We start from the raw sequence: 20,190 nt of genomic DNA, 5'->3' as shown, positions 1-20,190 counted from the left end.
GAGGACCGAGATGAAGAGAAAACTCCTTTACGCGGCCGCGGTACTGCTCGCCACCGGCGTCGGCGTGACCGTGGTGCAGTCGCAGGCGCAGGCGCACGGGGCCATGATGGTCCCGGGTAGCCGGACCTACTTCTGCTGGAAGGACGGCCTCTCCGGGACCAACGGAGGGATCGTGCCGAAGAACCCGGCCTGCGCCGCCGCGGTGGCCCAGGGCGGCACCACCCCGCTCTACAACTGGTTCGCCGTGCTGCGTTCGGACGGGGGCGGCCGGACGGCCGGCTTCATCCCGGACGGCCAGCTGTGCAGTGGTGGCACCGGGGGCCCGTACAACTTCACCGCCTACAACGCCGCCCGCAACGACTGGCCGCAGACCCACCTCACGGCGGGCGCCAGCATGCGTTTCGACTACAACAACTGGGCCAAGCACCCGGGCACGTTCTCGCTGTACGTCACCAAGGACAGCTGGAGCCCAACCCGTCCGCTGGCCTGGAGCGACCTGGAGTCGCAGCCGTTCTCCCAGGTGGTCAACCCCGAGTCGATCGGTGGCCCGGGCACCAACGACGGCCGGTACTCGTGGACCGGGCGCCTGCCCTCGGGCAAGAGCGGCAAGCACATCATCTACTCGGTGTGGTCCCGCTCGGACAGCCAGGAGACCTTCTACGGCTGCTCGGACGTGACCTTCGACGGTGGCAACGGTGAGGTGACCGGCGTCGGTGACGGGTCCACCCCGACGACCCCGCCGCCTGGTCCGACGACCCCGCCGCCCGGTCCGACGACCCCGCCGCCCGGCCCGACGACCCCGCCGCCCGGCCCGACCACCCCGCCGCCGGGTACCAACAGCGGCTGCTCCGCGATGTACAACGTCACGGGGTCCTGGGGCGGTGGCTTCCAGGGCGAGGTCATGGTGCATGCGGCCAGCACGCCGGTGAGCAAGTGGAAGGTGTCGTGGACGTTCCCCGGCGGGCAGACGGTCAGTCAGCTGTGGAGCGGCAAGTACACCGGTAGCGGATCCATGGCCACGGTGACGAACGAGTCGTGGAACGGCTCGATCGCGGCCAACAGCTACACCACGTTCGGCTTCACCGGCACCGGATCGGTGCCGCTCACGGTGCAGAACCTGACCTGCACCACCGCGTGAGATCAAGGGGGCCCGGGGCGCGGAAGCGCTCCGGGCCTCCGCACGTCCGGGGAACGCTAGCGGCGGGCCCGGCGCTTGGGCGGGGCCGCGGTGCTGGCCCGCACGACCAGCTCGGGCGTGACGACGACGTGGGCCGGGGACTCGGGACCGGCCATGTGCTCCAGCAGCAGCGCCAGGCTGAGCCGGCCGAGCTCGGCGAAGTCCTGGCGCACCGTGGTCAGCGGGGGCAGGAAGTATCCCGAGTCGGGCATGTCGTCGAAGCCGACGACGCTGACCTCCTCGGGCACCTTGCGGCCGGCCTCGTGCAGGGCGCGCAGCACGCCCAGGGCGATCCGGTCGTTGGCGCAGAAGATCGCCGTGACCGCCGGGTCCCGGGCCAGCGCCTGGCCCTGGACGTAGCCGGTCTCGGCGTTCCAGGACTGCGGCAGGATCGGCGGCACCTCGGCGCCGGCCGCGGTCAGGGTGTCGCGCCAGCCGGCGATGCGCTCCTGCGCCTCCGGCCAGTCGCCCGGGCCGGCGACGTGGTGCACCGTGCGGTGGCCCAGGTCGAGCAGGTGGCGGGTGGCGAGCTGGGCGCCGCCGGCGTTGTCCACGCGTACGGTCGGGACCCCGTCGGCGCCACCGGCCCCGCCGACCGCCACACAGGACAGGCCGGCCGGGGCCTGCGTCAGGGCGTCGGTGACCGCGTGTTTGGGGGCGATGGCGATGATGCCGTCCACCGCGTGCTGGCGCAGCCGGTCGACGGCCTCCAGCACCGGCCGGCGTTCCAGGTTGCGGAAGGTGGCGATGCTGACCAGGTATCCGGCGGTGCGGGCGGCGTCCTCGATGCCGTACAGCATGGAGGCCGGGCCGAACAGAGTGGTCTCGAAGCCGATGATGCCCAGGGTGTGCGACTGCCGGGTGACGAGCGTACGGGCGGCGAGGTTGCGGCGGTAGTCCAGCGACTCCATCGCCTCGAGGACCCGGGCGCGGGTCTCCTGCCGGACGTTCGGGTGCTCGTTGAGGACCCGCGACACCGTCTGGTGAGAGACGCCCGCGAGCTTGGCGACGTCACGCATGACCGCCGCCGGCTTCTTCGATGGCACGCAGTTCCCCTTGTCGCTCCCGCACCGGTGTCGGCCACAGTGTAGTTCTTTCAAGTTTCCGAACAGTGCCCTTGACCTCGGTGTCGGCGCTCTGTCGGCGCTTGCTAGGTCACGATACGGAACGATCTCTTGACGCCGGGATTGGGAACGGTAACACTCCTGAAACGCACCGTGTGACGGGAGCCACTGCATCGAGCGGTTTGGCTGTCGTCTGGCTGCTCCGCGCGTTCCCACCCCCGGACGCCGTGGGACTGCCGCTCTCCTTCCTGTCAATTGAACACCGGCTTCGCGAAGTTCAGATTGTGAACGCTAACAAATGAGATATCTGGAGGACGTTGTGCTCAAGAAATGGTCCGCTGCGGTCCTGGCCGGCGCGCTCGCGGTCGGCGCCCTCGCGGGATGCGGTGGCGGTGACGACGCCGGCAGCGGCGACAGCGGCGGCGGCGGTGGCAAGATCACCATGGGCTTCTCTCAGGTCGGCGCCGAGAGCGGCTGGCGTACGGCGAACACCAAGTCGATCCAGGAGTCGGCCGCCACGGCCGGCATCGACCTGAAGTTCTCCGACGCCCAGGGCAAGCAGGAGAACCAGATCAAGGCGATCCGGTCCTTCATCGCCCAGCGCGTCGACGTGATCGCCTTCTCGCCGGTCGTGGAGTCCGGCTGGGACACCGTGCTCAAGGAGGCCAAGGACGCGAACATCCCGGTGATCCTCACCGACCGTTCGGTGGACTCGCAGGACAAGTCGCTGTACAAGACCTTCATCGGCTCCGACTTCGTGCTCGAGGGCAAGAAGGCCGGCGAGTGGCTGGTCAAGGAGTACGAGGGCAAGACCGGCGACGTCAACATCGTCGAGCTGCAGGGCTCGCCCGGCGCGGCCCCGGCCAACGACCGCAAGGCCGGCTTCGCCGACGTCATCAAGGCCGACCCCAAGTTCAAGGTCATCGCCTCGCAGACCGGTCAGTTCACCCGGACCGACGGCAAGGAGGTCATGGAGGCCTTCCTCAAGGCCCACCCGAAGATCGACGTGCTCTACGCGCACAACGACGACATGGGTCTGGGTGCCATCGAGGCGATCGAGGCGGCCGGCAAGAAGCCCGGCACCGACATCAAGATCATCACGGTCGACGCGGTCAAGGACGGCATGACGGCGCTGGCCGCGGGCAAGATCAACTACATCGTGGAGTGCAGCCCGCTGCTCGGCCCACAGCTGATGGACCTGGCCAAGAAGGTCAAGGCCGGCGAGACGGTGGAGCAGCGCGTGCTCACCGAGGAGACCACGTTCACCCAGGAGCAGGCCAAGGCCGCTCTGCCGGACCGCAAGTACTGAGGGCTGTTCGGGACCGGCCCCTCCGGTGCCCTGAACAATCTTCACCGATCACGCACGAGCGGCACCGCCCCGGCCGGCAAGCCGGGGCGGTCCGCCGCCGACAAGGAGCAAAACGATGGGTGACCCGCCGATCCTGCAGATGACCGGCATCCGCAAGACCTTCCCGGGCGTGGTCGCGCTCGACGGCGTCGACTTCTCGCTGCGTCCGGGCGAGGTCCATGCCCTGATGGGCGAGAACGGTGCCGGCAAGTCGACTCTGATCAAGGTCCTGACCGGGGTGTACGGCATCGACGCCGGCGACATCCGGCTCAACGGCACCCCGGTGCGCTTCGGCGGGCCGCTGCAGGCCCAGCAGGCCGGCATCAGCACGGTCTACCAGGAGGTGAACCTCTGCGCGAACCTCTCCGTGGCCGAGAACATCTTCATCGGCCGCGAGCCCCGGCGCCTCGGCAAGATCCGCTGGTCGGAGATGCGCCGCCGCTCGGCCGCTCTGCTCGCCGGGCTGGACCTGCACCTGGACGTGGCCGCGCCGCTGAGCACGTACTCGCTGGCCATCCAGCAGATGGTCGCGATCGCCCGGGCGATCGACATCTCGGCCAAGGTGCTGATCCTGGACGAGCCCACCTCCAGCCTCGACGCCTCCGAGGTGGAGCGCCTGTTCGAGGTCATGCGCCGGCTCAAGCGCGACGGCGTGGCCATCCTGTTCATCTCGCACTTCCTGGACCAGGTCTACGCCGTGGCGGACCGGATGACCGTGCTGCGCAACGGCACCCTCATCGGTGAGTACGCCACCGCCGAGCTGACCCAGATGCAGCTGGTCACCAAGATGATCGGCAAGGAACTGACGGTCCTGGAACGCCTCGAGGAGGAGCCGCGCACGGTCACGGCCGACGCGCCGCGGGAGCCCATCATCGAGGCGCACGAGCTGGGCCGCACGGGCGCCATCGCGCCGTTCGACCTGACCATCCGCGGCGGGGAGATCGTCGGGCTGGCCGGGCTGCTCGGCTCGGGCCGCACCGAACTGGCCCGGCTGCTGTTCGGCGCGGACCGCCCCGACGAGGGCACCATCAAGATCGACGGCAAGCCGGTCGCCCTGCGGACCCCGCGGGTGGCGATGAACCACGGCATCGCGTTCTCCTCGGAGAACCGCCGTACCGAGGGCGTCGTCGGCGAGCTCAGCGTGCGGGAGAACATCGTGCTGGCGCTGCAGGCGTCCCGCGGCTGGTCCCGGCCGATCCCGCGGCGCAAGCAGGACGAGCTGGTCGAGCGCTACATCAAGACCCTGGGCATCCGCCCGGCCGACCCGGACGTGGCCGTGCGCAACCTCAGCGGCGGCAACCAGCAGAAGGTGCTGCTGGCCCGCTGGCTCATCACCGAGCCCCGGCTGCTCATCGTGGACGAGCCGACCCGCGGCATCGACGTCGGCGCCAAGGCCGAGATCCAGCGGCTGCTGGTCGAGCTGGCCGACGGCGGGATGGCCGTGCTCTTCGTCAGCGCCGAGCTCGAGGAGGTGCTGCGGCTCAGCCACAAGATCGAGGTGCTGCGCGAGCGGCACCTGGTCGAGGAACTCGACAACACCGGCGGCGGCGTCGACGCCGACCGCGTCATGCAGGCCATCGCGAGTGGAGCTCTCCCGTGACCGCCATCGTCAAGCACCGGCTCTTCTGGCCCGCCGTCGTGCTCGTCCTGCTGCTGGTCAGCAACGTCTTCTTCGCCCCGCGCTTCTTCACGATCACCCTGCAGGACGGCCACCTGTACGGCTCGCTGATCGACGTGCTGCGCTCGGCCACCCCGCTGGCGCTGGTCGCCCTCGGCATGACCATGGTCATCGCCACCGGCGGCATCGACCTGTCGGTCGGCTCGGTGATGGCGATCTCCGGCGCCGTGGCCTGCCTGTTCATCGGGGACCTGAGCGATCAGGGCAGCGTCGGCGGCGTGCTGCTGGCGGTCGGCCTGGCCCTGGTCCTGTCGCTGGTGGCGGGCATCTGGAACGGCGTACTGGTCTCGGTGATCGGCATCCAGCCCATCATCGCCACGCTGATCCTCATGGTGGCCGGGCGGGGCATCGCCCAGCTGCTCACCGGCGGCCAGATCATCAACGTCTCCTCACCGCCGTTCCGGGTGATCGGCGCCGGCTACGCGCTGGCCATCCCGGTCTCGGTGATCATCGTCGCGGTCGTGGTGGCCGCGGCCGTGCTGCTCATCCGCCGCTCCGCGCTGGGCGTGCTGGTCGAGGCCGTGGGCGCCAGCCCGACCGCGAGCCGGCTGGCCGGCATCCGGGCCCGCGGGCTGACCATCATGGCGTACATGTTCGCCGCCGTCTGCGCCGGCATCGCGGGCCTGATCTTCAGCTCCAATGTGGCCAGCGCCGACAGCAACGCGGCCGGCAACCTCATCGAGCTGGACGCCATCCTCGCGGTGGTGATCGGCGGTACGGCGCTGACCGGCGGCCGCTTCTCGATCGCGGGCAGCGTGCTCGGTGCGGTGCTGATCTCGGCGCTGGACATCACGACGTACACGATCGGCGTGCCGGCCGAGACCACCCTGTTGTTCAAAGCGGTCGTGGTCGTCATTCTGTGTCTGAGCCAGTCCGCCGCCTTCCGCGCCGCGGTGTTCCGCCGCCGGCGTACCCCCGCCGTCACTCCCGCAGCCGAGGTGCCCGCATGACCGACGTGAAGGCTCCGCCCCAGCCGGAGGTCACCGTGGCCGCGCCGCACAAGCGGCGCCGGGCCGACCGGCGGCACATCCCGGTGCTGGCCACCCTGGCCCTGCTCGCCCTGATGTACGGCCTCGGCGTGGCCAACTACGACAACTTCTCCGACACCCAGGTCCTGCTCAACGTCTTCGTCGACAACGCCTTCCTGCTCGTCGTCGCGGCGGGGATGACCTTCGTGATCCTCACCGGCGGCATCGACCTGTCGGTGGGCGCGGTGGTCGCCCTCACCACCGTGGTCGCCGCGACGCTGCTCAACGACGGCTGGCCGGCGGCGCTCGTGCTGCCGCTGGTGCTGCTGATCGGCACGACGCTGGGCCTGGGCATGGGCGCGGTCATCCACTACTTCAAGGTGGAGCCGTTCATCGCCACGCTGGCCGGCATGTTCCTGGCCCGCGGCCTGTCGCTGCTGATCAACCGCAACTCCATCCCGATCACCGACCCGTTCTGGACCTCGATGGCCCAGGAGCGGATCCGGTTCGGCCCGGGCATCTTCATCTCCACCAGCGTGGTCATCGCCCTGGTGGTGGTGCTGGCCGGGGCGTTCGTGCTGGCGTACACCCGGTTCGGCCGCACGGTCTACGCGATCGGCGGCAACGCGGACTCGGCCCTGCTGATGGGTCTGCCGGTGGGCCGGACCCGGATCGCGGTCTACACGATCAGCGGGTTCCTGTCGGCGCTGGGCGGCGTGCTGCTCAGCTTCTACATGCTGTCCGGCTACAGCCTGCACGCGCAGGGCATGGAGCTCGACGCGATCGCCGCGGTGGTGATCGGCGGCGTGATCCTGACCGGCGGCTCGGGCTACCTGTTCGGCACCGTGCTGGGCGTGCTGGTGCTGGGCCTGATCCAGACGATCCTCACCTTCCAGGGCACGCTCAGCTCCTGGTGGACCCGGATCGTGGTGGGCATCCTGCTGTTCGCGTTCATCGTGCTGCAGCGCCTGGTCACCAGACGGGCCCGTTAGCGGCACCACGTGAACTGCCCGGCGGACCGCCATCCGCCGGGCAGTTCTCGTTTCCGGTCAGTCTCCGCGCACGCGGGCGTGCAGGTGCATGTCGTGCCGGCCGTCGGCATGCACGGCGGCGCTGCGCTTGGTGCCCTCCAGCCGGAAGCCGGAACCGGTGGCGACCCGGCAGGACGCCTGGTTGCCGGTCGAGTGGTCCAGCTCCAGGCGGTGGAACCCGGCCGGGCCGAGAGCCCAGTCGCTCACGGCGGTGAGCGCCCGCGAGGCCACGCCCGCGCCCCGGGCGGCCGGAAGCACCCAGTACGCGCACACAGCGACGCCGTCGCTGAGGTCGAAGCCGCGCAGGGCGATGCGTCCCAGCACGACTCCGCCGGCCCGGGTCACCGCCCAGTGCCCGCCCCGCTCCTGCGCCCAGTCCCGCCGGTACTGGACGAACCACTCGTCGACCTGCTCCGCCGACGAGGGGCGGCGGGTGTGCCAGCGCCGGATCTCCGGGTCGCCGTAGGCGTCGAGGAAGACCCCGGCGTCAGCCGCCTCCCACGGCCGCAGCAGCAGGTCACCGGGGGCGGCCAGCACGGGTTGCGGGCCGGCGGCGAGGGTGCCGGCGACGATGGTGGGCGGCGTCGAGTAAGCGGTCACAGCAGCCAGCTTCGCAGCCCGGCTGCCCGGGATGGCACACAGGTCATCTTCCCGGGTGCGGTCCGGCGGGGGAGAATCGACCGAGGTCACGCTGCTCGCACCCGGAGGCGGACATGAACGAAGCGGTCATCCGCCGACGTCAGCGGGGCCTGCCGGCCTGGCTCGGCTCCGCGATCGAGGCGCTGTCCTCCCGATCACCCGCGGCGCCCGCCCCGCCACCGCATCCGGCCCCCGGCAGCCACCGCCACCAGGACGCCCTGGCCGTGCTGACGGCCGCCCGGGCCGTCGTCGGGCGCGGCTGGACCCAGCACACCTGGTACGTCATGGAGACGCCGGCCGGCCGCCGCCGCACCATGTCGTCGATCTTTCCCAGCCGCCTGGACCGCACCCGGGTCGTCGAGGCCTGCCTGGTCGGCGCCGTGATGCACGCGGCCTGGCAGCAGAGTCCCCGGCCGGAGCACGCCTACCCCGCGGTGGACGCGCTCTGGTGCACCCTGCTCGGCGGCGGCACCCCGGGCACCGATCCGGTCGGGCCGCTCTCCGCGCCGCCGGTGCGTGTCGCCCGCGTCCGTGACCTGACCACCTGGAACGACCGGCCCTACCGGACCCGGGCCGAAGTGCTCGACCTGCTGGACCGCACCATGGCCCGGATCGCCGACGCGGACCGGCGGCTCACCCCCCGATGACCCGGGCCCGGTGGTCCTTGGCGAGGCCGTGCCGCGGGCAGGGCTCCCGCGGCTCCCGGGGACACAGCACCCACATGTCCGACACTCTCACCCGGTAGAGGCGGTACGAGGAAGCCCCGGTCACGTCCTCCCGGGTCACCGCCGCGGCCCCGCCGCCGTCGGCCCGGGGATAACTGCGCAACGCGTGCTCGAGGTCCGCACCGGACACCTCCCGCGCCTCCCCGACCGCGTAGACGGCCCGGCCGTGATACGGCGCCACGGTCGAATCGAAGACGACCATGCTGACCCGCGGATGCGCGACCAGGTGACCGGAGTGGACGGCGTCCCGCTCGGACACCCACCAGAAGTCCCGGTCGCCGGACGGGGCGAAGTAGACCGGGGCGGTCCACGGATGCCCGTCCGGCCCGGTCGTGCCGAGCACGAGGTAGTGGTTGCTCGCGATGATGCCCCGCGCGTGGGCCAGGAGATCGTCGTCGGTCATGCGAGCACTCTGCCGCACCTGCACGTCAATGGCAGCGCCACACCACGGCCTGGATCGTGCCGGATGCGTCGTCCGACTGGCCGCCGATGGTCCGTCCGTCGTCGCTGAGGGTGGTGGCGATGTTGGCCAGGCCGCCCGGCTCGTGCGTGGCCAGGTCCGGCAGCACGACCGTCTTGCCGTCGGCCACCAGCACCGCGCGTCCCTGCTTGTCCGTGCCGACCTGCCAGCCGTGGGCGTTCGCCGTGTTCGCGCCGATCTCCAGGCCGTCGATCAGCATGACCTCGCCGGTGCGGACGTTCCAGCGGACGGCCGTCACGCGGGCCGGTGCCTTCTTGTCGCTTTCCTCGGCCCCGGGGGAGGGGTTGCCGCCGTCGCGGCCGGTGCCGTCGGTGGCCACCCCGGTCGCCCAGCCGTTGCGGATGCTGAAGGCCCGGGCGGTGGCGGCCGGCTTTCCGCCGACGGCCGGCATCGGCAGCTCGCGGTGGGTGCCGTCCGGGAACCAGACGTACGGCCGTTCGTCGTCGAGGGTGCCGACCGCGGTGCCGTCCTCGTCGATGTCGGTCGCCTGGGCCCGGGACGTGCCGGCGGGCACCGGCAGGCGGATCGGCTCGGCGGTCGCCGAGCGCCACAGCAGCGCGGCGTTGCCGGTGTCGTCGTCGCCGACGATCGCGCCGGCCTCGTTGATCGCCAGCGCCGAGCCGCGGCGCACGCCCGGCAGTTTCGTCACTCTGCCGTCGCGGTAGACGTACGGCACCGGGCCGCTGCCGGCGTAGCTCCAGCCCACCGCGGTGCCGGCCGAGTTGACGTCGCGCAGGGACTCCTCCAGCTCGCCAGGGAGCATCACCTTGCGGGCCCTGCCGTCGTGCCAGATGACCGCCTGGTAGCCGCCGGCCTTCGGGTACGAGCGGCCGACGATGTACCGGCCGCTCGGGTCCGCCCCGGAGACCAGGGCCATCGGTGCGTTGTCGGGCGCGGGCAGCCGGTCCAGCGTGCAGCTGCTCGGCGGGGTGGCGGCGGGCGCGGCCCACCCGGGGGTGCCCGGGATCGTGGAGAGCGGGGGCTTGACCGACGCGGTCGTGGGCGCGGCGACCTTCGGCTGGGGTTCGGCGACCGAGCCGGCCGCGACCGAAGCGCCGGCCACGGCGAGCGCGGTCACCGCGGCGGCGCCGGTGTAGCCCGCGGCGCGGCGGGTGCGGTGCCGGCGGCGCCCGTCGGCGATCGCGCGACCGATGTCCACCGTGGACGGGGTACGCGGCTGGTCGTCGAGCGACCGCAGCAGGTCGAAATCGGACGGCATCATCGGCTCCTCAGTTCCTGGGTGGAAAAGCCCGTCAGTTCCCGCTCGCCCAGCAGGCGTCGCAGGGTGGTGAGGCCGCGGGAGGTGTGGCTCTTGACCGTGCCGGCCGAGCAGCCGAGCATCGCGGCCACCTCGTCGACCGGCAGGTCGTAGAAGAAGCGCAGCACCAGCACGGCCTGTTGCCGGCGCGGCAGCCGGGCCAGCGCGACCCGGACGACCTGGCGGTCCTCGATGCCGCTGCCGTCGGCCGGCGGCACCGGCTCCGGTGTCTCGCGCAGCAGCCGGACCCGGGCCCAGGCCAGCCGCCGCTCGTCGACGAACGTGCGGACCAGCATGGTGCGCACGTACCCGTCGAGGTGGGTGGCCGTGGCCGCCCGCTGCCACTTCACGTACAGCGTGGTGATGGTCTGTTGCACCAGGTCGTCGGCGCGGTGCTCGTCGCCCGCCAGCAGGAACGCCAGCCGCCGCAGCGCGGGTATCCGCGCCGTGACGTAGTCGACGTACTCCGCTTCGGAACCGTCCCGCATCGTGCCGCCCTCCGTCGGGTCATCACTTCTCAGACGGGTGCGGACGACCACCCGGTTGTCCGGTCGCCGGGCCCGATCGCGGTCCGGGCACAATCGCTGGCGTGGATGTGCCCGGACTCCTGCGCCAGGCGGCGGGCGAGCTGCCCGCCCGGCTGCCCCGGGCCGACGTCGACGAGTACCTGGCCCAGCACGAGTGGGAGCTCGCCCTGGACGTGCTGCTCGACCGGGGCGACGACCATCCGGTCACCACGTCGTACTTCCAGATCCTCGAGGAAGCCGCGCACCGGATGGGCCTGGAGCGCAGCGCCGCCTGGTGCGCGTGGCGCCGCCGCGAGGTGCTGCACGGCGTCATCCGTGCCGAGCTGCGGCTGATCCCCGGCACGCGCAGCACGGCGATCCCCGGTGCCGGGACGGTACGCCCGCTGTGGGACACCGGTCTGCTCACCCCGGCCGGCGCGCCGGACCTGGCGGTCGCGCTGATCTGGGTCGAGTACGCCCAGGAGCTGCCACCGGGCGGCGCCGGTCCGGTCCGGCTGGCCCCGTTGACCGCCGTCCGCTGGCATCATCTCGAGCCCGGTGACCGGATCACCATGCATGAGCGGGGCGCGACGACCGGCACGGCGACGATCACCGAGGTGGTGTTCCCGGGTTCTAGGCTCAGCGGATGACCACCGTTGATGTCAATGCGCTGATCGGCGTCCCGCTCGACGAGGGGGCGGCGCTGGCCCGTACCGTCGAACTGGCTCTGCACCAGGCCGCCACCGGCCGGCTGCCCTTCGCGGCGCTGGTCGTGCGCGACGGCGTCGTGCTCGGTGGCGGCGCCAACACCGTCGTGGACGACCACGACCCGTCCGGGCACGGCGAGGTCGTCGCCGTCCGCGACGCCACCCGCCGGCTCGGCACGGCCGACCTGTCCGGCGCCGTCGTCTACTCCAGCTGCGAGCCGTGCGCGATCTGCCGGCTGGTCGCCGCGGCGGCCGGGATCGGCGAGATCGTGTACGCGGCGGACAAGTCCCTGGTCCCGGCGGCGATCGACGGCGACGCGGCGACCACGGCCCGGCTCATCGACGCCGTCACGGCGGTCCTGCCCGGCATCGCCCGCCCCGGGCACACCGACGCCGATGCCGCCGCCCCCTTCCGGCGCTACGAGCAGGTGGTCGCCCGATGATCCGGTTCGGCGTGAACGTGCCCAACTTCGGGCCCGAGTCCAGCTACGACGCGCTGCTCGGCTGGGCCCGCTTCGCCGAGGACGGCGGCTTCGACACCCTGGTGGTCTCCGACCACGTCGTGCTGACCCCGGAGGTCGCCGCGATCTATCCCGAGCCGTTCCACGACCCGTTCGTGCTGCTCGCCTGGCTGGCCGGGCAGACCTCGACCGTGCGGCTGGGCACCTCGGTGGTGCTGCTGCCGTACCGGCACCCGCTGCACACCGCCCGGATGAGCGCGATGCTGCACCTGATGAGCGGCGGCCGGTTCGTGCTCGGCGTGGGGGCCGGCTGGTCGGCCACCGAGTTCGCCGCGCTGGGCGCCGACCACGCCCGGCGCGGCCCGGTCACGGACGAATACCTGGAGATCATCACGGGCGCGTGGGCCGCGGACCGGGTGGACGGGCCCGGATATCAGGGCGTGCAGACCGGGCCGCGGCCGCCCGAGGGCCGGGTGCCGGTCTGGGTCGGCGGAGCGTCCCGCCGGGCCATCCGGCGCGCGGTCCGCTCGGGCACCGCCTGGCATCCCATCAACCCCGACCTGGACTGGCTCCGGGACAAGGGGCTGCCGGCGTTGCGCCAGGAGGCGGCGGAACAGGACAGGCCGGTGCCGGAGCTGGTCGTCCGGGTGAAGGCCCGGCTGCAGTCCGAGCCGGCCGGCCCGGAGCGCCCGGCCGGGGTCGGCACGCTGGACCAGGTCGTGGGGGACGTGCACGCGCTCGCCGAGCTGGGCGCGAGCGAGGTGATCCTCGACCCCAACCCGGACGAGCCCCGCCCGCGGGACTACGCCGCCGAGCAGCGGCAGCTGGCCGAGATCCGGCAGGCGTACGGGGCCGGACAAGCGAAACCGGCGGCCACCCGGTGAGGGGTGCCGCCGGTTGCGCGGTGACGGCTTACTTTCCGCCGCGGGCGCGGGCGTACTTGGCGCGGAACTTCTCGACCCGGCCGGCGGTGTCGAGCAGACGCTGCTTGCCGGTCCAGAACGGGTGGCTGCCGCTGGAGATGTCGACGTCGAGCACCGGGTAGGTCTGCCCGTCGCTCCACTCGACCGTCTTGTCACTGGTCGCCGTGGACCGGGTCAGGAACGAGTAGTCGGCGCTGCGGTCGCGGTAGACGACGTAACCGTACGCGGGGTGGATTCCGGTCTTCATATCTCAGTCCTCCAAGTGGATCCAGGGGGTAGAACGCAGGAGGAGGCCGGTTATTCCACGTACCCCGGGCTATCGGTAGACGCTGGCGATCGCCCGGACATCGGCGTGCGGCACCTGCTCCGGCTGCCCCGCGAGCAGCTCCGCCGCCTTGCGCCGCTGCCGGCGCGGCACCCCGCCGTTGAGTCCCAGGTACGCCAGCGTCGGATGCCCCTGCACCGCCGCCACCAGCCGCCGGGCGCCGCGCCCGCCGATCTCCGTCCGCCGCAGGTCCAGCCGCTGCAGCCGGGCCCCGCCGAGCGCGTCGGCCAGCGCGTACGCGCCCTCGTCGCCGACCACGTTGCCGTGCGCGCCCAGCGACCGCTCCGACGGCGGCCGGGCCAGGTCCAGCGCCGTCCACGCGCCCAGGTGCCGGGCCAGCGCCACGGCCCCGGCCGGGCTCAGGCCGTTGCCGCCCAGCCCGAGGGTCAGCGCCACCCCGTCCGCGAGCTCGGCCAGCGCCGCCGCCCCGGCGTCACCGAGGTGGTTCGCGGCCAGGTAGATCTCGTGCACCCCGGCCTCGTGGATCAGCGTGCCCAGCACCGGCACGACGTCCGGCCCGAAGCCGTTGCCGCCCAGGTAGAGCCGCTGCAACCGGGCCGGGCGGGTGGCGAGCGCGGCGGCCAGCGCCCGCAGGCCGTGGCCGGTCATGCCGACGTTGACCAGGTCGAGCGTACGGATCGCCCGGTTGCCGGCCAGTGCGGCGGCCAGCCTGGCCACCCCGTCGTCGCCGACCGGGTTGCGTTTGAGCCAGAGCGCCCGCACGGTGTCGTCCTGAGCCAGCCGGGCGGCGATCGCGTCCACGCCGTCCGGGTCGATCCGGTTGCAGCCGAGGTAGAGCGTCTCGACGTGGTGGCCGGGCCGCAGCGCGCCGACGACCGCCCGGGCGCCGTCGGCACCCAGGCCGTTCGTGCCGAGCAGCAGATGACGCACCAGCGGCGAGTCGACGGCCGCCGCGACGATCCGGGCCGCCTGCGCGGGGCCCAGGCCCTGTTTGCAGAGGTCGAGCCGGCCGTCGGGCTGGACCGTCCCGCGCGGGAACTCCTCGGGCTGCGCGACCGTGCCCCCGGACGCGAGCCGGGTCAGCAGGGGAGTGAAGTCCGCGGGGTCGGCCAGTACGGCGCCGGGGTCGGTGATGGCCGGGCAGCGCACCGGGGTCGCGTCGCTCACCAGGGCACGCTCCGGTAGTCCTTGAGGAACTGGCCGCTCACCGGGTCGCCGCGCAGCCCGCGCACGATCGGATCGTACACCCGGGCGGCGCCGTCCACGACGTCGAGCGGTGGCCGGAAGCCGGCCTCCCGCACAGCCGTCTTGGCCGGGTGCGGGCGCTCGTCGGTGACCCAGCCGGTGTCCACGCTGTTCATGTGGATGCCGTCCCGCGCGTAGTCCGCGGCCACCGTGCGGACCAGCATGTTCAGCGACGCCTTGGCCATGTTGGTGTGCGGGTGGCGCACGGTCTTGCCCCGCCGCGAGAAGCTGCCCTCCATCGCCGACACCTGCACGACGTGCCGCTGCGGGTGCCGGCTGGCGGCCAGCAGCGGGCGCAGGCGGGAGGTCAGCAGGAACGGCGCGAACGCGTTCACGACGTGCACCTGGAGCCACTCGTGCGGGCTGACGTCGCCGTCGTGCAGCACCCACGAGTTGACCGCGCGCAGGTCCAGCTGCTGGCCGGTCTCGTCGCGGTGCCCGGCGGGGAACAGCGGGTCGCCGGTGGCCACCGGCACGCTCGGGTGGCCGGCGGTGATCGCGATGCGGGCGGCCGGTCCGGACAGTGCCGCGGTCTCGGCCTCGCGCACCGCACGGTGGTACGCCTCGGGCCGGTACAGCGTCTGCGCGGCGTTGTTGACCAGGATGTCCAGCCCGGCGAAGCGCCGCCCGGCCAGCGCGACGAACTCCAGGGTGGCGTGCAGGTCCAGCAGGTCCAGCTCGTGCACGGACAGCCGGTGCCCCCAGGCGGCGAAGTCGGGCACGGCCGCGTACCGGCGGGCGGCGTCGCGGGGGAATCGGGTCGTCACGATGACCTCGGCGCCGTCGCGCAGCAGCTTCAGCGCGGTATGGAAGCCGATCTTGACCCGGCCGCCGGTGACGACAGCGGTACGCCCGGACAAGTCGCACCGGGCGTGCCGGCGCACCCTGTTCTCCTCCGCGCACGGCGGGCAGAGCAGGTGATAGTCGGCGTCGACCTCCCGGTACGCCGTCTTGCACACGTAGCACCGGCGCTCCCGCCGCAGTGTGCCGACGGGGGCAGGCTCGGCCGGAGAGGGGCCGGGCAGCTCCGGCGGGATCTCGGTGTGGAAGCGGGTGGCCGCCGCCAGCACGGCCCGGTCCGCGGCCCGGGTCTCCCCGTCGCGGCGCACCTTGGCGCGGCGCTTCACATCGCGGGCGGCCGAGGTCACGGCTCGTTCCAGCGTCAGCCGGGTGGCGTCGTCGAGGTCCGGGTCGCCGAGCCGCGCCAGCACGGAAAGGCACACGGCCAGCTCCGTACGGTCGACCGACACTGCGCCCTCCTCCGGCCCGGGGGCGAGACCGACCGGAATCGAACCGGCGTCCCCCCGCTTGCGTGGCGGGTGCGTCGACCTCTGCGCTACGGCCTCGCCGCGCGGAAGCATAACCAACCGCCGCTACGGGCCGCGTACCTCGTCGAGCACCCGTGCCGGGGTCCGTCCCTGCTGGTCGCGGGCGCCCGGGTCGGCGCCCGCCGCGATCAGGGCCGCCATCGTGGCCTCGGCGCACGACTCGGCCGCGGCGTGCAGCGCCGTACGCCCCTCGTGGTCGCGGTCCTCGAGCGACAGCCCCGCGCCCAGCAGCACCGGCAGCAGCCGATCGTGGTCCAGGTGGGCGAGCCAGTGCAGCAGGGTGCCGCCGCCCGGGCCGCGCAGGCCGAGGTCGAGCCCGTCCGCCAGGCGCGCGAGCAGCCCGTCGGTGTCGCCGTGCAGGGCCAGGGCGAACAACGCCTGCCGGTCCTTGCGGACGTCCTTGGGCATCGGCCGGACGCCGGTGCGCCAGCCCCGCACCGCGGCCGCGCAGCCGCTCATCGGCCCGCCCGCGTCGGCGTCGCCGTGGTGCGGGGTGCGCAGGTGCCCGCCGGTGGCGACGACCGTGTGCCACTCGGTGCCGCAGCGGACCCGGATCGGCTCCGGCACGTGCGGGACCTGCGCCCGCCACTGCTGGACGCGGTCCGGGAACAGCGCCTCGTGCACCAGCGGATGCAGCTCGTCCGGGCCGATGTCACCGAAGCGCAGCAGGCTCACCTCGGCCGGGGCCGGCACCTCGAACAACCACGGGCCGGAGTCGGCGCGGGAGTAGGCCTGCCGGCGGACGGTGAACCGGGAGACGCCGATCAGGCCGTACTGCGCCTGGAAGCGCTCCTGCTCGTACCGGCGGGCGAGCCGGAGCAGCTCGGCGCGGGCGACCGGCAGCGCGGGGCCCATCCGGGTCAGCAGCTTGGGCAGCTCCGGGCCGTAGTGGCGGGTCGGGGCCAGGTCGACTTCGAACCCCGCCACCTCGAAGGCCTCGACCGGCCGCCCGGCGGCCAGCGCCGCGGCGATCCGCTCGATCTCACCGGTGCGGTCCGCCGCCTGCTCCGGGGGCGTCACGGTGCCCTGGGGGTACGGGGACCCGTCGGCGAAATGCCACGGCAGGCGGTCGGGGCCGGCGCCGTACACCCAGCGCCGGTCGGCCACGGCGTCGGCGCGCCACGTCCATTCCGGCAGGTCGTAGAAGTGGGTGGGCAACTTGTGCACCACCTGCAACGTGACGGCCTGCCGGACGACCTGCCAGCTGCGCGGGTGGTTGGCGACCAGCACCGGCCCGTGCCGGCGGGTGCCTTCCCGGGCGCCGCGGCACGGCTCGTCGAAGCGGGACAGCACCACGGTGGCCCGCGGCACCAGCCGGCCCTCCGACCGGGGCAGGAACCGGCGCAGCAGCTCGGGGGCGAAACCGGTCAGCTCGGCCTCGATCCGCTCGGCGTGCGCGGCGCCGTAGGACGACGCCACCGCCCGCAGGTCGAGATCCACCTCGACGAGCGCGGCCGCGCAGGCCCCTCGCCAGTCGCCGGCGAGCCGCCGCTCGGTGGCCGCGGCGATCATCGCGGGCGGCGCGCACAGGTTCAGCTCACGCCGGTACCGCAGGCGTTCCCGTCGCCGCTCCACGCCGAACCCTCCCGTCGCCGGACCTCCCCGCCGGAGGCGGCGGACCGGCCGGAATCGAACCGGCGTCCTCCGCATTTGCAGTGCGGCGCGACGACCTCTGCGCTACGGCCCGCCGCCGCAGGACTCTAGCGGCACCCGGACCGCGCTGTGCGCCCGCGTCGGATCGGTTTGCTGGCAAAGGGGCGGCGCGACACCCACCTGGACGACACCCCCGAGTCGGCGGCCCGGACCGCAGCCGTCATGGACCACCTGAACGCGCTGCCCGGGCCGGTGGACGCCATCCTGATCACCGGCGACATCGCCGACAACGGGCGCGAGGACGAGTACCGGCTCGCCGCGAAACTGTTCGCCTCGCCGCTGCCGGTGCTGGTCTGCCCCGGCAACCATGACGTGCGCGACGCGTACCGCAAGGGTCTGCTGGGGATCGCCGAGGGCGGCACCGCCCCGATCAACAGCCGGCACGACGTCGCCGGCGCGGTCTTTCTGCTGGTCGACTCCAGCATCCCGGGCGCCGACGAGGGCCGGCTCGACGAGACCACGATGGCCTGGCTCGCCGGGCAGCTCGCGACCGTCCCGGCGGAGACGCCGGTCCTCATCGCCTTCCATCACCCGCCGGTCGAGCTGCACCACCCGGCGCCCGACTCGATCCGTCTGCTCGACACCGAGCCACTGGCCGCCCTGACCGCGGCCCACCCGCAGGTCGTCGCCGTGCTGACCGGGCACGCGCACACCGCGGCGGTGAGCACGTTCGCGGGACGGCCGCTGCTCGTGGCGCCCGGGGTCATCTCGACGCTGCGGATGCCCTGGGAGGGTCCGGGCCCGCTGGCCACCCGCGATCAGCCGCCCGGCGTGGCCTTCCCTCCGGGCGGCGGCACGGCTGGTGGGTGGTCGCCGGCACGTCACCGGCCTGTACGTGCACGGCCTGCTCGCCGCGGCCGGGCTCGCCGCGCTGGTGCTGCACTCGGCGCAGGCCTTCCGGCTGGTGCGGGCCGCCGGCGCGGTCTATCTGGCAGGCCTGGGCCTGTGGATGATCGTCTCGACGGTCCGCCGCCGGGAGCCACCGCCCCGGCCGCGGCGCGTCGGCCTGCGCCACCCGTACGGGCAGGCGCTGCTCGGCAACGTGCTCAATCCGAAGGCCGCCGCCGTCTACCTGACCCTCGCGCCCCAGTTCCCGGCGCCGGAGCGCCCGGTGTGGGCGCCGATGATCGTCCTGGTCACCGCGCACGCGCTTCTTGTCGTCGGCTGGCTCGGCGCCTGGATCGTCGTCTCGTCGGCGGGCGCCCGCCTGCTGCGCACCGACCGGGCCCGGCGGGTGATCAACCGGGTCGGCGGCGCGATCCTCGTGGCGCTCGGCATCCGCTCGGCGGCCTCACTGGCCTGACAGCCACCGGTACGGCGCCGCGAGCTTCTTCGCCGCCGCCGGGCCCCACGAGCCCTGCGGGTACTTCGCCAGCCGGGGTGGCGCGTCCAGGATCGGCTGCACCGCCCGCCACGCCGCCGACAGCCCGTCCGGCCGGGTGAACAGCGACCGGTCCCCGAGCAGCACGTCGTGGATCAGCCGCACGTACGGCGGCAGCGGCTCGGCGTCGGGCAGCTCGGCCAGCGGCAGTTTGATCGTCGCCGGCTCGACCTGCAGCTCGACGCCCGGCTTCTTGGCCAGCAGCCGCAGCTCGATCTGCCCGTCACCGGACAGCGAGAAGGTCAGCGCGTTCGCCTGGGCCGGCAGTCCCTTGAGCGGCCGGTCCGGGGTCCGCAGCACGATGGTGACCCGCTGCTCGCTGGCGGCCATCCGCTTGCCGGTGCGCAGCAGGAACGGCACGCCCTTCCAGCGCGCGTTGTCGATCCACAGCTTCGCGGCGACGAAGGTGTCCGTCCTCGACTTCGGGTCGATCCCCTTGACGGCGCGGTAGCCGTCGAACTGGCCCAGCACCACCTCGGCCGGGTCCAGCGGACGGAACGAGCGGATCACCCGTTCCCGGGCGGACTGCAGGTCGGCGGCGCCCAGGCTGGCCGGCGGCTCCATGGCCACCTCGGCGGCGACCTGGAACAGGTGGGTGACGAGCATGTCGAGCACGGCGCCGGTCGCGTCGTAGAAGCCGGCCCGGTCGTCGACCCCGAGGTCCTCGGGGACGTCGATCTGCACGCTCTCGATGTGCTCGCGGTTCCACATCGCCGCGAACAGCTCGTTGGCGAAGCGCAGCACGTGCAGGTTCTGGGTCGCCTCCTTGCCCAGGAAGTGGTCGATCCGGTAGACCTGCGACTCGTCCAGCACGCTGTGCACGATCCGGTTGAGCGACCGGAAGTTGCCCGGCGAGGTGCCGAACGGCTTCTCGTAGACCACCCGCGCGCCCTCGGCCAGGCCGTGCTGCCCGAGCGCCCGGGTCAGCTCGGGGAAGGTCTGCGGCGGCACGGCCAGGTAGTGCACGAGCTCCGCCTCGGGGCCCAGCTTCTTGCGGGCGCCGTCGATCACGTCGAGCAGGCTGCCGGGGGAGTCGGTGGAGAAGCCGCCGCCGGCGAACAGCAGCCGCTGCTCGAACTCGCGCCACGGACCCTTGTCCGGGTGCGGTCCGAACTCGACCAGCGCGTCGTGCACGTGCTTACGGAAGTCCTCGTGGGCGACGTCGCCGCGCCCGTTGCCCACCAGCACCCAGTCGGCGGGCAGCAGCCCCTCGATGGCCAGGGTGTAGAAGGCGGGCAGCACCATCCGCTTCGCCAGGTCACCAGTGGCCCCGAACAGTACGAACACGGTCTTCGTCGCCATGGCTCCAGCATTCACCGTTCGGAGCCCGG

The 20,190-nt window shown here is 73.0% G+C and carries 20 protein-coding genes, 2 tRNA genes and 1 pseudogene; 11 read left to right on the top strand and 12 right to left on the bottom strand.

All coding sequences use genetic code 11. The annotated features are described in order from the left end of the window. Positions 1 to 10: 10 nt before the first annotated feature. Positions 11 to 1,138: a lytic polysaccharide monooxygenase gene (locus tag ACZ6S4_RS06225; RefSeq protein WP_465473857.1), complete on the top strand. Its 1,128-nt coding sequence runs from the start codon at positions 11 to 13 to the stop codon at positions 1,136 to 1,138. Positions 1,139 to 1,194: 56 nt separating this feature from the next. On the opposite strand, the gene ACZ6S4_RS06220 is transcribed toward ACZ6S4_RS06225, so the two are convergent. Next, complete coding sequence (locus tag ACZ6S4_RS06220) at positions 1,195 to 2,196, bottom strand: LacI family DNA-binding transcriptional regulator (protein WP_465474143.1); 1,002 nt, start codon at positions 2,194 to 2,196, stop codon at positions 1,195 to 1,197. Between the two features lie 343 nt (positions 2,197 to 2,539). Between ACZ6S4_RS06220 and ACZ6S4_RS06215 the strand changes: the two genes are divergently transcribed. From ACZ6S4_RS06215 to yjfF, 4 genes are all read left to right on the top strand, one after another. Further along, complete coding sequence (locus ACZ6S4_RS06215; RefSeq protein ID WP_465473856.1) at positions 2,540 to 3,550, top strand: ABC transporter substrate-binding protein; 1,011 nt, start codon at positions 2,540 to 2,542, stop codon at positions 3,548 to 3,550. A 115-nt stretch (positions 3,551 to 3,665) separates the two neighbouring features. Then, positions 3,666 to 5,189 (top strand): sugar ABC transporter ATP-binding protein, encoded by a 1,524-nt coding sequence (locus ACZ6S4_RS06210; RefSeq protein ID WP_465473855.1) that lies wholly within the window; start codon positions 3,666 to 3,668, stop codon positions 5,187 to 5,189. Then, the gene (locus tag ACZ6S4_RS06205) at positions 5,186 to 6,217 is read left to right on the top strand and encodes an ABC transporter permease (protein WP_465473854.1); all 1,032 of its coding nucleotides are present in this window, start codon (positions 5,186 to 5,188) and stop codon (positions 6,215 to 6,217) included. The genes ACZ6S4_RS06210 and ACZ6S4_RS06205 overlap by 4 nt, the downstream gene beginning before the upstream one ends. Further along, complete coding sequence (gene yjfF, locus ACZ6S4_RS06200) at positions 6,214 to 7,227, top strand: galactofuranose ABC transporter, permease protein YjfF (RefSeq protein WP_465473853.1); 1,014 nt, start codon at positions 6,214 to 6,216, stop codon at positions 7,225 to 7,227. The genes ACZ6S4_RS06205 and yjfF overlap by 4 nt, the downstream gene beginning before the upstream one ends. A 57-nt stretch (positions 7,228 to 7,284) precedes the next feature. Here the strand turns inward: yjfF and ACZ6S4_RS06195 are convergent, their stop codons facing one another. After that, a complete protein-coding gene (locus ACZ6S4_RS06195; protein ID WP_465473852.1) occupies positions 7,285 to 7,866 on the bottom strand; it encodes a GNAT family N-acetyltransferase in 582 nt (193 codons plus the stop codon). Between the two features lie 113 nt (positions 7,867 to 7,979). Here ACZ6S4_RS06195 and ACZ6S4_RS06190 point away from each other — a divergent pair, with 113 nt between their 5' ends. Continuing rightward, entirely contained in the window at positions 7,980 to 8,552 is a 573-nt protein-coding gene (locus tag ACZ6S4_RS06190; RefSeq protein WP_465473851.1) for a DUF6197 family protein, read from the top strand. Here ACZ6S4_RS06190 and ACZ6S4_RS06185 read toward each other — a convergent pair. Genes ACZ6S4_RS06185 through ACZ6S4_RS06175 form a run of 3 tightly spaced genes read right to left on the bottom strand, consistent with a single transcriptional unit; the run spans position 8,539 to position 10,857 of the window. Next, entirely contained in the window at positions 8,539 to 9,033 is a 495-nt protein-coding gene (locus ACZ6S4_RS06185; protein WP_465473850.1) for a pyridoxamine 5'-phosphate oxidase family protein, read from the bottom strand. The genes ACZ6S4_RS06190 and ACZ6S4_RS06185 overlap by 14 nt on opposite strands. A 25-nt stretch (positions 9,034 to 9,058) precedes the next feature. Beyond that, a complete protein-coding gene (locus tag ACZ6S4_RS06180) occupies positions 9,059 to 10,330 on the bottom strand; it encodes a hypothetical protein (RefSeq protein WP_465473849.1) in 1,272 nt (423 codons plus the stop codon). After that, a complete protein-coding gene (locus tag ACZ6S4_RS06175; protein WP_465473848.1) occupies positions 10,330 to 10,857 on the bottom strand; it encodes a SigE family RNA polymerase sigma factor in 528 nt (175 codons plus the stop codon). The genes ACZ6S4_RS06180 and ACZ6S4_RS06175 overlap by 1 nt, the downstream gene beginning before the upstream one ends. A 101-nt stretch (positions 10,858 to 10,958) precedes the next feature. Here ACZ6S4_RS06175 and ACZ6S4_RS06170 point away from each other — a divergent pair, with 101 nt between their 5' ends. Genes ACZ6S4_RS06170 through ACZ6S4_RS06160 form a run of 3 tightly spaced genes read left to right on the top strand, consistent with a single transcriptional unit; the run spans position 10,959 to position 12,927 of the window. Beyond that, positions 10,959 to 11,525 carry a hypothetical protein gene (locus tag ACZ6S4_RS06170; RefSeq protein ID WP_465473847.1) on the top strand — a complete coding sequence of 189 codons (567 nt, stop codon included), beginning with the start codon at positions 10,959 to 10,961 and terminating at the stop codon, positions 11,523 to 11,525. Then, entirely contained in the window at positions 11,522 to 12,025 is a 504-nt protein-coding gene (locus ACZ6S4_RS06165; RefSeq protein ID WP_465473846.1) for a nucleoside deaminase, read from the top strand. Before ACZ6S4_RS06170 ends, ACZ6S4_RS06165 begins: the two co-directional genes overlap by 4 nt. Further along, on the top strand, positions 12,022 to 12,927 hold the full coding sequence (locus ACZ6S4_RS06160; RefSeq protein WP_465473845.1) for a TIGR03619 family F420-dependent LLM class oxidoreductase: 906 nt from the start codon (positions 12,022 to 12,024) through the stop codon (positions 12,925 to 12,927). Before ACZ6S4_RS06165 ends, ACZ6S4_RS06160 begins: the two co-directional genes overlap by 4 nt. Positions 12,928 to 12,955: 28 nt before the next feature. On the opposite strand, the gene ACZ6S4_RS06155 is transcribed toward ACZ6S4_RS06160, so the two are convergent. From ACZ6S4_RS06155 to ACZ6S4_RS06130, 6 genes are all read right to left on the bottom strand, one after another. Further along, entirely contained in the window at positions 12,956 to 13,213 is a 258-nt protein-coding gene (locus ACZ6S4_RS06155) for a type B 50S ribosomal protein L31 (RefSeq protein WP_360542768.1), read from the bottom strand. A gap of 69 nt (positions 13,214 to 13,282) precedes the next feature. Then, positions 13,283 to 14,419 (bottom strand): leucine-rich repeat domain-containing protein, encoded by a 1,137-nt coding sequence (locus ACZ6S4_RS06150; RefSeq protein WP_465473844.1) that lies wholly within the window; start codon positions 14,417 to 14,419, stop codon positions 13,283 to 13,285. Continuing rightward, complete coding sequence (locus tag ACZ6S4_RS06145; RefSeq protein ID WP_465473843.1) at positions 14,416 to 15,747, bottom strand: SDR family NAD(P)-dependent oxidoreductase; 1,332 nt, start codon at positions 15,745 to 15,747, stop codon at positions 14,416 to 14,418. The genes ACZ6S4_RS06150 and ACZ6S4_RS06145 overlap by 4 nt, the downstream gene beginning before the upstream one ends. A 23-nt stretch (positions 15,748 to 15,770) precedes the next feature. Then, positions 15,771 to 15,843: transfer RNA gene (locus ACZ6S4_RS06140), tRNA-Ala, on the bottom strand. A 27-nt stretch (positions 15,844 to 15,870) separates the two neighbouring features. Then, positions 15,871 to 17,400, bottom strand: a complete 1,530-nt coding sequence (locus ACZ6S4_RS06135; RefSeq protein ID WP_465473842.1) for an ankyrin repeat domain-containing protein — start codon at positions 17,398 to 17,400, stop codon at positions 15,871 to 15,873. Between the two features lie 39 nt (positions 17,401 to 17,439). Beyond that, positions 17,440 to 17,512 (bottom strand) — tRNA-Cys (locus ACZ6S4_RS06130). A 128-nt stretch (positions 17,513 to 17,640) separates the two neighbouring features. Between ACZ6S4_RS06130 and ACZ6S4_RS06125 the strand changes: the two are divergent. Together ACZ6S4_RS06125 and ACZ6S4_RS06120 are read left to right on the top strand one after the other, a co-directional pair. Beyond that, positions 17,641 to 18,072: pseudogene (locus ACZ6S4_RS06125) on the top strand (metallophosphoesterase); the annotation flags it as partial. 208 nt (positions 18,073 to 18,280) lie between these two features. After that, positions 18,281 to 18,781: a LysE family translocator gene (locus tag ACZ6S4_RS06120; RefSeq protein WP_465473841.1), complete on the top strand. Its 501-nt coding sequence runs from the start codon at positions 18,281 to 18,283 to the stop codon at positions 18,779 to 18,781. On the opposite strand, the gene zwf is transcribed toward ACZ6S4_RS06120, so the two are convergent. Continuing rightward, complete coding sequence (zwf, locus tag ACZ6S4_RS06115; protein ID WP_465473840.1) at positions 18,770 to 20,161, bottom strand: glucose-6-phosphate dehydrogenase; 1,392 nt, start codon at positions 20,159 to 20,161, stop codon at positions 18,770 to 18,772. The genes ACZ6S4_RS06120 and zwf overlap by 12 nt on opposite strands. Positions 20,162 to 20,190 lie beyond the last annotated feature (29 nt).

The sequence above is a fragment of the Actinoplanes sp. NPDC051405 genome (assembly GCF_055586185.1).
This window is presented reverse-complemented; position numbering and strand designations above follow the sequence as displayed.